General features: G+C 59.7%; 12 protein-coding genes. 8 read left to right on the forward strand and 4 right to left on the reverse strand.

What is annotated here, in order from left to right; translation table 11 throughout:
• Positions 1-209: 209 nt before the first annotated feature.
• Positions 210-1,505, forward strand: coding sequence for a dicarboxylate/amino acid:cation symporter (locus tag J9870_RS09835; RefSeq protein WP_210643711.1), 1,296 nt, complete (start codon positions 210-212; stop codon positions 1,503-1,505).
• Between the two features lie 10 nt (positions 1,506-1,515).
• Positions 1,516-3,003: an amino acid racemase gene (locus J9870_RS09840; protein ID WP_210643712.1), complete on the forward strand. Its 1,488-nt coding sequence runs from the start codon at positions 1,516-1,518 to the stop codon at positions 3,001-3,003.
• Positions 3,004-3,131: 128 nt separating this feature from the next.
• On the opposite strand, the gene J9870_RS09845 is transcribed toward J9870_RS09840, so the two are convergent.
• A complete protein-coding gene (locus J9870_RS09845) occupies positions 3,132-4,049 on the reverse strand; it encodes an AraC family transcriptional regulator (RefSeq protein ID WP_210643713.1) in 918 nt (305 codons plus the stop codon).
• A gap of 250 nt (positions 4,050-4,299) precedes the next feature.
• Here J9870_RS09845 and J9870_RS09850 point away from each other — a divergent pair, with 250 nt between their 5' ends.
• On the forward strand, positions 4,300-5,322 hold the full coding sequence (locus tag J9870_RS09850) for an alpha/beta hydrolase (RefSeq protein ID WP_210643714.1): 1,023 nt from the start codon (positions 4,300-4,302) through the stop codon (positions 5,320-5,322).
• 125 nt (positions 5,323-5,447) lie between these two features.
• Positions 5,448-6,671: an MFS transporter gene (locus J9870_RS09855; protein ID WP_210643715.1), complete on the forward strand. Its 1,224-nt coding sequence runs from the start codon at positions 5,448-5,450 to the stop codon at positions 6,669-6,671.
• A gap of 9 nt (positions 6,672-6,680) precedes the next feature.
• On the opposite strand, the gene J9870_RS09860 is transcribed toward J9870_RS09855, so the two are convergent.
• The gene (locus J9870_RS09860) at positions 6,681-7,424 is read right to left on the reverse strand and encodes an SDR family oxidoreductase (protein WP_210643716.1); all 744 of its coding nucleotides are present in this window, start codon (positions 7,422-7,424) and stop codon (positions 6,681-6,683) included.
• Between the two features lie 48 nt (positions 7,425-7,472).
• Here J9870_RS09860 and J9870_RS09865 point away from each other — a divergent pair, with 48 nt between their 5' ends.
• Both J9870_RS09865 and J9870_RS09870 read left to right on the forward strand, forming a co-directional pair.
• Positions 7,473-7,892 carry a helix-turn-helix domain-containing protein gene (locus J9870_RS09865; protein WP_246883096.1) on the forward strand — a complete coding sequence of 140 codons (420 nt, stop codon included), beginning with the start codon at positions 7,473-7,475 and terminating at the stop codon, positions 7,890-7,892.
• A gap of 108 nt (positions 7,893-8,000) precedes the next feature.
• Entirely contained in the window at positions 8,001-8,258 is a 258-nt protein-coding gene (locus J9870_RS09870; RefSeq protein ID WP_210643717.1) for a hypothetical protein, read from the forward strand.
• Positions 8,259-8,306: 48 nt separating this feature from the next.
• Here J9870_RS09870 and J9870_RS09875 read toward each other — a convergent pair whose 3' ends face one another.
• A complete protein-coding gene (locus J9870_RS09875; protein WP_210643718.1) occupies positions 8,307-8,792 on the reverse strand; it encodes a hypothetical protein in 486 nt (161 codons plus the stop codon).
• A 136-nt stretch (positions 8,793-8,928) separates the two neighbouring features.
• Here J9870_RS09875 and arsN2 point away from each other — a divergent pair, with 136 nt between their 5' ends.
• Positions 8,929-9,360, forward strand: coding sequence for an arsenic resistance N-acetyltransferase ArsN2 (arsN2, locus tag J9870_RS09880; RefSeq protein ID WP_210643719.1), 432 nt, complete (start codon positions 8,929-8,931; stop codon positions 9,358-9,360).
• Here the strand turns inward: arsN2 and chrA are convergent.
• A complete protein-coding gene (gene chrA / locus J9870_RS09885; protein WP_210643720.1) occupies positions 9,357-10,715 on the reverse strand; it encodes a chromate efflux transporter in 1,359 nt (452 codons plus the stop codon). The genes arsN2 and chrA overlap by 4 nt on opposite strands.
• Positions 10,716-10,897: 182 nt before the next feature.
• Between chrA and J9870_RS09890 the strand changes: the two genes are divergently transcribed.
• Positions 10,898-11,557 carry a ribonuclease T2 gene (locus J9870_RS09890; protein WP_210643721.1) on the forward strand — a complete coding sequence of 220 codons (660 nt, stop codon included), beginning with the start codon at positions 10,898-10,900 and terminating at the stop codon, positions 11,555-11,557.
• Positions 11,558-11,676 lie beyond the last annotated feature (119 nt).

Genomic DNA, 11,676 nt, shown 5'->3' on the forward strand with positions numbered 1-11,676 from the left:
AGTGCGTCATTTTATGTCGCAACTCCCAGGCCTGGCGCGGCTTTTCGCTAACTATTCCAAAAGCGCATGGGGCTAGGAGGATTACTCATCGTCTCCCCGGATCCGCTCCTTAGAATCCTTACCGTAGTACCCATGCCGCCAAGAGTATCGGTACATCCACTTGATCCCTGCCAAGTAAAAAAATCCAATAACTACTTGAGGACAGCACCGTGAAGAAGAATAAGCTCCCACGTCGAATTGCAATGGGCATCGCCCTCGGCGTGCTGGTGGGTTGGGCGTGTCACCATTTCGCAGGGAGCGAACAAAGTGCCAAAGAGATAGCGGGTTACTTCTCGATGGTCACCGATATTTTCCTGCGCATGATCAAAATGATCATCGCACCGCTGGTTTTTGCGACGCTGGTCGGTGGTATCGCCAGCATGGGCAATTCACGTTCCGTCGGCAGGATTGGCGCACGGGCGATGGCCTGGTTCGTCACCGCTTCACTCGTGTCGCTGCTGATCGGGATGGGCCTGGTCAACCTGTTTCAACCCGGTGCCGGGCTGAATATGGATGTGGCCCAGCATGCAACGGCTGCGGTGCCAGTCAATACCGGCGATTTCAGTCTCAAGGCGTTCATTGGCCATGTGTTTCCGCGCAGCATTGCCGAAGCGATGGCCAACAACGAGATCCTGCAGATCGTGGTGTTTTCGCTGTTCTTCGGCTTTGCGCTGGCCGGCGTCAAACGTGCGGGCTACACCCGGATTACAGACTCCATCGAGGAGCTGGCCAAGGTGATGTTCAAGATCACCGACTACGTCATGGCCTTCGCGCCGATTGGGGTTTTCGCCGCTATCGCCTCGGCCATTACCACTCAGGGGCTTGGCTTGCTCGTCGATTACGGCAAGCTGATTGCCGAGTTCTACTTGGGGATTCTGATTCTCTGGGCGCTGCTGTTCGGCGCCGGATACCTGTTTCTTGGTCGCTCCGTTTTTCACCTTGGCAAGCTCATTCGTGAGCCGATCCTCCTGGCGTTTTCCACCGCCAGCAGCGAGTCCGCCTACCCGAAAACCATCGAAGCGCTGGAGAAGTTTGGCGCACCCAAACGTGTGTCCAGCTTCGTCTTGCCCCTGGGGTATTCGTTCAACCTGGACGGCTCCATGATGTACCAGGCGTTCGCCATCCTGTTCATAGCCCAGGCCTACAACATTGATCTGAGTTTCACCCAGCAACTGCTGATTCTTCTGACGCTGATGATCACCAGCAAGGGCATGGCCGGTGTCGCACGCGCTTCGGTCGTCGTGGTCGCCGCCACGCTGCCGATGTTCAATCTTCCCGAGGCGGGACTGTTGCTGATCATCGGCATCGACCAGTTCCTCGACATGGCCCGCACGGCCACCAACGTAGTGGGCAACAGCATCGCGACGGCGGTGGTCGCCAAGTCCGAGCCTCTTGAAGAAGCCGCTGAAGACGAGGGCGCGCGTTCCCCCGTGCGGTCCCGATCCGAACCGGTTCCGGCTGTTTGAGGAGAGGGTCATGAAGGTTAAAGCGAAGTGGAGCCAGCAAGCCTCTGTTGCCCGCAAGCTGGGCATCGTCGGTGGGCTTGGGTCGCTGGCCGGGGGCGATCTGTTCTACAAGTTGGTCAAGTCCCGGGCGGTGCTCGAGGATCAAGGCCGCTACCACTTTTTGTTCGAGCAGCACCCGTTCAAGGATGTGCTGTTACCCTTGGACCAGGGTGCGAGCATGACCTCGCGCAAGTTCTATGTGTTCCAGGTGTGCAAGTCGTTCGAGGAAAGTGGTTTCGATGCGGTGATGCTCCCGTGCTTCGCCAGCCAGACTTTCCGCGCGGAAATAGAAGAGGAACTGGGCATTCCCGTGCTGGACATGATGGCTGCCTTGGCCCGGCACGTCAGCCATACAGTGCCAGCCCAGACGACCCTGGGCGTCATCGCCTCTGACTTCGTGCGTCATTGCGGATTGTTCGAGCGACATTTTGGGAAAGACTTCCAGATTGTCTACCCCGACGCAGAAGCTCAAGCAGGGTTGATGGACGCCATGTACGGCCTCAATGGCATCAAGGACGGTCACCTCGAAGGCGTACCGTTTGAAGCGGTCTACCAGGCGTGCCTCTCGTTGCAAGCCCAGGGTGCAACGGTGATCCTGCCTGGCATGACTGAGCTTTCGCTGGTGTGTGCCGACTTGCAGCGCCGTGGGATTGCGGTGCTGGACATCAACGAGATCTACGCGGATTTTGCGACGTTGGATCAGCAGCAACCCAGGCGCCCGCCGTTCAAATTGGGTATCGTCGGCGGCGTCGGGCCTGCCGCTACGGTGGATTTCATGGCCAAGGTGGTGGCCAATACACCGGCGGGAAAGGATCAGGACCACATCAAGATGGTGGTCGAGCAGAATCCGCAGATTCCAGACCGGACGGCGAACCTGCTGCGCGATGAAGCCGACCCGACCATGGCCATGTACGCCACCTGCAAACGTCTCGAAAGTGCGGGTGCCAATGCCATCGCGATCCCTTGCAATACCGCCCATGCTTTTGTCGAGCGCATCCAGGCACACCTGAGGGTACCTATCGTCAATATGCTGACCGAGACGGTGGAGTGGGTCGTGCACCAGTACGGTTCGGGCAAGGCCATTGGTCTGTTGGCGACCTCCGGTACCGTGCAAAGCCAGGTCTATCACCAGGCGGCACGCCGCGCCGGGCTGCAAATCCTTACGCCGGGTGTCGATTATCAGGCGATGGTCATGGACGCCATCTACGGGCCGCGGGGGATCAAGGCCGGGTTTACGCAAGGGCTCTGCAGGGAGCAGCTGCTGCTGGCGGCCGAGCACCTGTGTGAACTGGGGGCGGGGGTATTGATCCTCGGGTGCACGGAGCTGCCCCTGGTGCTCGAGCATTGCGAGGCGTTCGACCTCAATGGGCACACCGTGGCGCTTGTCGATCCGACGATGATCCTGGCGTTGAAGTGTGTCGGGTTGGCGGAAAAGACCGATAAGCCGATGGGTATTTAAACCCGTGGCGAGGGAGCTTGCTCCCACTGGGCTGCGCAACAGACCCATTTCATGAGTGCTGCGCACTCAAGCGGGAGCACGCTCCCTTGCCACATTACAGTCCAAAAACTGAATCAAACCACCATGGCTCAAACCACCTCGTTGCCACTGACCGGGCTGCGCAACGCCGCAATATTCCGCTTGGGCGGTACGCCAAACAGGCGGGCATATTCGCGACTGAACTGCGAGGGGCTTTCATAGCCCACTTTGAAGGCCGCACTTGCCACGTCCATATGCTCGTTGAGCATCAGGCGTTTCGCTTCGTTCAGCCGAAGCCACTTCTGGTATTGCAGCGGGCTCATCGCGGTGAGTTGGCGGAAGTGATGGTGAAACGTAGCGGCGCTCATCTGCACCCGTGCCGCGAGGTCGTCAACGCGGATTGGCGCGGTGTAGTTCAGTTTCAGCCAGTCGATGGCTTTGGCGATCCGATAACCCTGGCTGTCCACGGAGGCGATCTGTCGTAGGCGGGTGGCCTGGTCGCTCATCAACAGCCGGTAGTGAATCTCGCGTTGGATCAACGGCGCCAGTATGGGAATCGCTTCGGGTTCATCCAGCAACCCCAGCAGGCGCGTGAATGGCGCCAGCAGGTCGGGCGTCGCGGTACCGATTCCTGCACCGAGTCCGGCAACCCGATCCCGAAGCGGCGGCATGCCGCCCTGGGCAATCAGGTCGGCCACCATCCGCAAGTCGAGCTTCATGACCAGGCCCAGGCAGGGCTGTTCCATGCTTGCCACCATCACTTCGGAGTTGGCGGGGATATCCAGCGAGGTCATGAGGAACCGCCCGGTATCGTATCCGTAGGCCTTGCCCCCTACCCATACCTGCTTCACGCCTTGGGCCACGAGCACAATGCTCGGTTCGATCATGCAAATGACGGGCGCCGCCGGGGCTTCACGACGGAAGAAGCTGAGTCCGGCAATCGGCATTTCAAAGTCGCCCGTCTGCGTGGTCCGGGCGCCAATGATATCGGCGAGCGTCTCTTGCAGGGATCTGCGTTGGTTTGTCATGGCGGGTTCGATGTCATCTGCGGTTAAGAGCTATAGGCAGAACATTAACTCGCCAAGCGAAGCGTTGCCTACGCGGAATGGGTGAACTCATAGGATCGGGCAAGAAATCCAGTGCAATGCGCTACCTGCGATCCGGCCTGAGCCTTGAAAATGCAATCCAACCTGATTCAGGAGGGCGTGACTTGATACCTGTTCGAGCCTGCGCGGGCGACAACCCCCCTCGAACCACTTCCAACAGAAGGACTATCCAGTGAAAAGAATGCTGCTGGCCCTCGGGCTGCTTATCGCCTCTTTCTCAACCATGGGAGCTGACATGTCGAACGGCGCTGACAACTTCTACAAAAGCGACAAGGTGACGGTGGAAAAGGTCACCTTCAAGAATCAATACGGGATGAAGGTGGCGGGCAACCTGTTTATCCCAAAGGGCCTGGACCCGAAGGCGAAGAGCGCCGCCATTATCGTGGGTCATCCGATGGGCGCGGTGAAGGAGCAGAGTTCCAACCTGTACGCGACGAAAATGGCCGAGCAGGGTTTTGTTACGCTCTCCCTGGACTTGTCCTTCTGGGGGGAGAGTGAGGGCACGCCGCGTAACGCCGTGTTGCCGGATATGTACGCGGAGGATTACAGCGCGGCTGTGGACTTCCTCGGCACTCGGCCATTCGTGGACCGTGAGCGCATCGGCATCATCGGTATCTGCGGCAGTGGCGCCTTTGTCATCAGTGCCGCCAAGATCGACCCGCGGCTCAAGGCAATCGCGACGGTCAGCATGTACAACCATGGCGACTTGTATCGTAAAGGCTTGGGCAATTCGGCGACGGCGCAGCAGAAGAAGCAGTTCCTCGCCACGGCAGCCGAACAACGTTATGCGGAATTCATCGGTGGCCAAACCCAATACACCGCAGGCTCGCCGATGAAGCTGACCGGTAATGCGATTGGCGACGAGTTCTTTGATTTTTACCGGACTCCACGTGGCCAAGTCATTCCTGCCGGTGCTTCGCCGCAGACGATCACCATGCCGACGCTGAGCAGCAACGTGAAGTTCATGAACTTCTACCCGTTCGATGACATTGAAACCATCTCACCCCGTCCGCTGCTGTTCATTACCGGCTCCGAGGCTCATTCGCGTGAGTACAGTGAGGATGCCTACAAGCGGGCCGCACAACCCAAGGAGCTGTTGATCATCCCGGGTGCCAATCATGTGGACCTTTACGACCGAGTCAACCTGATCCCTTTCGCCAAGTTGACCGAGTTCTTCCGCAACAGCCTGAAGTAAACCCGTGATGACGCCGTCGCTCGGCGTTGCTTTCTGCGGCATCGACATCGGTGCCGCAGCTCTTTGCTTTGGGCCTTGAATGGCCCGACTTTCATGTACATCAAGAAACCCAAGGTTTATATCCCATGACCGAAAGCTCATTGCCGAAATCCCCGAACCAAGCCGCTTGGGGCGCGGTGCTCGCCATGTCGCTTGCCGCGTTCGCCCTCGTTGCATCGGAGTTCATGCCGGTCAGCCTGCTGACGCCGGTCGCGGCCGCTTTGCACGTCAGCGAAGGGCAGGCCGGCCAAGGCATTGCCGTCTCCGGCGCCTTTGCCCTGATCACCAGTCTGTTCATTGCTTCGCTTGCCGCCCGGGTCGACCGTAAGTGGCTGCTCTCAGGATTGACCCTGTTGATGATTGTTTCTGCAACGGTGGTCGCACTGGCACCCAACTACGCGACATTCATGGTGGCGCGCGCGTTGATCGGTGTTGCGATTGGTGGCTTCTGGTCGCTGTCGGCGGCCACGGCCATGCGGCTGGTGCCGCACGACCAAGTCCCGCGCGCATTGGCCATCGTCAATGGCGGCAACGCCTTGGCGACCGTGATCGCTGCGCCGTTGGGCAGCCTCTTGGGGTCGATCATCGGTTGGCGTGGCGCGTTCTTTTGCATCGTGCCTGTTGCGGCGGTGGCGTTGGTCTGGCTGCTGTTACGCCTGCCCTCCATGCATTCGCAGGCGAACAAAGGCAGTGCCAACGTCTTCACGCTGATGACCCGGGCACCGGTCGCGCTGGGCATGCTGGCTGTCAGCACGTTCTTCATGGGCCAGTTCATGCTGTTCACGTATCTGCGACCGTTCCTTGAGACAGTGACGCAGGCGAGTGTGTCCATGATTTCCGCCATGTTGCTGGTGATCGGAGTGGCAGGTTTGCTGGGGACCTTCCTGATTGGCGCATTCCTGAAAAACGCTCTGCATCGGACGCTTGTCGTCATCCCGCTGTTGATGGCGGCCATCGCCATCGCCCTGGTGTGGTTCGGCGGATCAGCGACGATCACGACCCTGCTGCTCGGCCTCTGGGGACTGGTGGCCACGGCTGCCCCCGTAGGCTGGTGGACCTGGCTGGCGCGAACGCTGCCGGACAATGCCGAAGCCGGGGGCGGATTGATGGTGGCGATCGTCCAGCTCGCCATCGCGGCGGGGGCAACGGTGGGCGGCATTCTGTTTGACCTGAGCGGCTATCAAGCGACCTTCGAAACCAGCGCGGCCGTGCTGTGCGTTGCTGGCGGTTTTTCTATGCTGGCTGCGCGCGTGGCACTTCGAGACTCTTCAGCGACTTCGAGCTCAGTCGCATGCAGCACGGCCGGCTGACAAACCGCTTCAACGGGCGCTGTCGATGATCGCGCCGCCGTCTGGCGTCAGGCTGTAGCCGGTCAGGAACTGAGCGTCTTTGGACGCGAGGAACAGCACGACGGGGGCAACGTCTTCTTCCGGTGAACCGAAGCGGGCGAGGGCGTTGGTCGGCGCTGGCACGTCAACCGTGTCACCCCATGTGTGGGCCAGGGGCAGCAGATTGTTCACCGTGATCTTGTCGGCGGCCCACTCGCGGGCGGCGGTTCGGGTCAGGGCGCGCACGGCTTCCTTGGCCATGTTGTAGGGACCATAGCCGTTCAGGCCGATGACACCGGCCATCGAGCCGAAGTTGATGACACGACCTTCGGTGCTGGCCTTTAGGTATGGATAGCAGGCTTGCATGGTTCTCAGGTAGGCGATGGGGCCCATCTCAAAGTTGCGCTGCAGTTGCTCCACCGAAAGATCGATGATGGAGGAGAACGGTGCGGTGGGATCGAACGCGTTGTTGATCAGGATATCGATCCCGCCAAAGGCCGCTACGACCTCGTTCACCGCCGCCTCGATCTGATCGGCGTTGCCGATGTCACAGACGACACCGAGGGCGGTGCCCCCAGCGGCTTCAATGTCGGCGACCACGCTGTTGACGTTTGCCGGTGTCAGTGAAAGTACGGCCACCTTCGCACCTTCTGCTGCGAACAGTTTCGCGGTGGCGCGACCGATGCCGCGACCGGCACCTGTGACAATGGCAACTTTTCCTGTGAGTCGGTTCATGTTGATCCCCATCGGTTGTGAATGACCGGGGCGAGAATGTCGCCTAACATGAAAGCCCGCAAGAAGGATGAAAAAGTGACGGTTAGTATGGAAAACCAGACTAGTGAAGATGCCGAGGTCAACATGCACGAGGAAATGCGCCGTGCATTTGCGTTGCTCTCGGGCAAGTGGAAGCTGGAAATCATGTGGTTGCTGCACCAGCGGATCTATCGCTTCGGGGAGCTGCGCAAAGCCATTCCCGGCGTTACTCAGCACATGCTGACGGCACAACTTCGTGAGCTGGAGAGGGATGGCCTGGTGTCGCGTACTGTCTTCGCCGAAGTACCGCCACGCGTTGAATATGAGATCACGCAAAAGGCCCGCGGGCTCGGGCCGACGATGGAGGCATTGATGGCGTGGTGGAATGAATATGGCAAAAGCGTGCCTGTGAATTCGAGCCCGCGCGGGCGCAAAGCCAAAGGCAATTGAAGGGATGACCGTTGAGCGCCTGCGGTTGGTGGCACAGTGATATCTTGGTAAGCTTCGCGTAATGACCTGTCGAGTTGGTTAGCAGTGACTACCGAGCGAATTTCCCAGTTGGAACAAGCCCTTATGGCCGTGATCGCTGCTGCGGGGAAGATGGGTATCAACAGCGATGAGCTGTGTGCGCAGGCGGTGGGCGGGCTGATGTCCGATCATTACTGGTGTTGGGCAGATGCCCGATACGCACAGGGCGCGGCTGACGAGATCGACAACGCCTTGCACACCCTTGTGGGACGGCAGGCGGTAGGACTGGCGCTACCGGAATCCGGGACCGATCCCGTACTCGAATCGGCGGCCCGGATCGGCGTCTAGTCAGTTCTGCTGCGGAAAATGGGCGACCTTGAGGGGCGCCCATCTGCGTTATAGCCCAAGACCTTCTTCTATCAGTGAAAGCAAGGCGTCCTCGTCCAATATCACGGCGCCAGGCTGTTGTCCGGTCGAGCGGCGCGCATGCAGCTGCCACAGCGATTCGCCATGCTCGCCAAGTGTCCGCACAATGCAGTGCTCCTGTCCCTTCATATGGACTTCTATGCATCCTTCTCCCTGGGGAGAAAAACGGGCAATCGGGTTGAATGAAATGCGCCGGTGGTTGCCTTCAATTACCAACTGATCGATGGCGTAGTTGTACGTCGAGCCGCTGGAATGGCTTTCGAATACGTGGGTAGGGTTGCGTCGGATGTCCAGGCCGGCCTCGCAGACCGGGGCCAGCCAGATTTCTACCTGGCGATACAGTTCATAGACCTGGGCGGGCCAATGTTCGATTGCCAGGTCGGCGCAGTTGTCGGTGTCGGCGCGGGTCTGCTGGGTTTTCCTCAGTTTGGCCGCTAACTCGTCTGCCTTGCTCATGTCGATTCCCTGTCGTGATGATAGGTTGAGCTTAGCTGAAGGGCCGGAGGGCTCATTTGCGCTGGGTCATGAGAGGATGTGTTGTCGGATATCGGCGCCCATGGAGATTACTGAGACACTTACGAGGAGGCGAGTCATGCACATGACAGCGCTGAGCAATAACGATCTGGCACCGTTGCGTGACGCACTCACCCTGGCCAGTCTGCCAGTGGATGACCTGACGCATCCTGGCCGGCAGTTTTTCAGCTTCAGCCAACAAGGCGTCGTCGTGGCGTTTGGAGGCATTGAGGGGGGTGGCGCCGAGCGGTTGCTGCGCTCGTTGGTGGTCCTCGAGGGGCACCGGGGGCGAGGCACTGGTGCGGCAGTGCTGGCTGCTCTTGAGGCGTTTGCAAAAAACGAAGGGGTAGAGCGGCTTCACTTGCTCACGCAAAGCGCCGCCGCGTTTTTTGCCGCCCATGGCTATCAGGTGCAGGAACGCTCGCTGGCGCCTGTTTCGATCAGCGCAACGGCGCAATTCAAGACCTTGTGTCCGGCCTCGGCGACCTACCTGAGCAAGCGCCTCGCCTAGCGCAGCAGATGCACCGCCAAGCCTGTCAGCCCGCAAGCGAGCAACACTTGGATCACCCCTCGTTTGTAGCGAAACAGGGCAATGGCCGCTGTGACCGCGATGATCGCCGACGGCCAATCGAGGGCGCCTGAAAAACCCTTGGGCCAGAGCACGTGGTAACCGAAGAAGCAGGCCAGGTTGAGGATCACCCCGACCACGGCGGCAGTAATTGCTGTCAGCGGGGCGGTGAACTTCAGTGCGTTGTGGGTCGACTCTACCAATGGGCCGCCGGCCAGGATGAATAAAAACGAAGGCAGGAACGTAAACCAGGTCACCAGCGTGGCCGCGACCGCGCCTGCGAGAAAGGCCTGCTCAGGGCCGAAGACTTGCATCACGTAGCCACCGACGAAACCGACGAACGCCACCACCATGATCAGCGGCCCGGGCGTGGTTTCGCCCAAGGCCAGGCCGTCGATCATTTGTGTCGGTGTCAGCCAGCCGAAATGTCCGACGGCACCCTGATAGACGTAAGGCAATACCGCGTAGGCGCCACCGAAAGTCAGCAATGCGGCCTTGGTGAAGAACCAGGCCATTTGCGTCAGGGTGCCTTCCCAGCCGAACGCCACGGTCAGCAGCCCCATCGGCAATGTCCACAGCAAGGCGCCGATGAGCGCTAGCCGAGCGAGTCGCAAAGCGCTGAACCGGGCATGGTCCGGGGGCGGGGTGTCATCGTCGATCAATGCCGGGCCAAAGGATCGGTGCTTGGCGTGTTGACTGCTCTGGCTGAATTTTTCCGGTGCCCAGCGACCGCCCAGGTAACCGATGACAGCCGCGCCCAGTACGATCAGCGGGAAGGGTACGTTGAAGGCAAATATCGCGGTGAACGATGCGGCGGCGATCGCCCATAGCCAATTGTTCTTTAGCGCCCGCGAGCCTATCCGGTGAGCGGCGTGCACGACGATTGCAGTCACGGCCGGTTTGATGCCGTAGAAAATACCCGCCACCACCGGCACTTCGCCAAAGGCGACATACAGCCAGGACAACGCAATGAGGATGAACAGCGAGGGCAGCACGAACAGTGCCCCGGCAATGACGCCGCCCCAACCGCGATGCATCAGCCAGCCCAGGTACGTCGCCAGTTGCTGGGCTTCGGGCCCTGGCAGCAACATGCAGTAGTTCAGGGCATGCAGGAAACGTCGCTCGGAAATCCAGCGTCGGCGTTCCACCAGTTCCTGATGCATGATCGAGATCTGTCCGGCCGGCCCACCGAAACTGATAAAGCCCAGTTTGAGCCAGAACCAGAAGGCTTCCCGCAGGCTGACGGTGCAGGGGCTGGCGAGGGCCTGTTCGTCGACGATTCGGGTGGGTTCATTCATGGTCGGCGGGTACTTATAAGTCAGGGGCGATCTACGTTAGGGGGCGTTACGCAATTTAGATAGCCCCCGGCAAGGTTTGCTTGTAAAAACACTGCCCTTCAAATACTTGAAATACAACGTAGCAACAATCATCGGTCGGATCGTCATCACGGTTTTGCACGTCCGCCCAAAGGAGTGGGTCAATGAAACAACGTTTTGCAATGCTCGTGCTGATCGCACTGACGGTAGGCGTCATTGGGATCGGCAATGCCCGTGAGCCCCGTCAGGTACGAGCGGAACCCGTGGCGGGGGTGTTTGATTACTACGTGTTGTCGCTGTCCTGGTCACCGACTTTTTGCCTGACTCACCAGGACGATGTGCAGTGTTCCGGCAAAGGTTATGGCTTTGTGCTCCATGGCCTTTGGCCGCAATACGCCAAGGGCGGCTGGCCGCAGTCCTGTGCACCGAGGGTGCCGTTGACGAGTGCTGAGCGGGAGAAGGGCCTGACCCTGTTTCCGACCCGCAAGTTGCTCGAGCATGAATGGTCCAAGCACGGTACTTGCAGTGGCCTCGGCGCCGTGGAGTATCTGAAGGTTGCCGACAAGGCGCTTGGCTCGGTGGAGATTCCAGCGAAGCTGCAACCGTTCAGTTCTTCGCACTATTTCGAAGCCGAGGAGATCGCCCAGCTGTTTCGCCAGAGTAATCCAGGTATCGCCGATGACGGCATCGCGGTGATTTGCAGTGGGCCGCAGTTATCGGAGGTGCGTGTGTGCATGGACAAGGACCTGTCGTTCGCCAGGTGTGGCAAGGGAGTCAAGAGCCAGTGCCGGGCCGGGGAAATCCGGGTGCCGCCGGTACGCTGAGCCGGCAACTCCATTGCCTTGTGGCAAGGGCGCAGACTTCCCTTGCCACAAGGTGCGTTCCCCCGCCATGAAGAGGGTGGTTTTACCCGGCGTTGGACAGGTTTTTGGATCCACTGAGC

Source organism: Pseudomonas sp. Tri1 (genome assembly GCF_017968885.1).
GTDB lineage: Bacteria > Pseudomonadota > Gammaproteobacteria > Pseudomonadales > Pseudomonadaceae > Aquipseudomonas.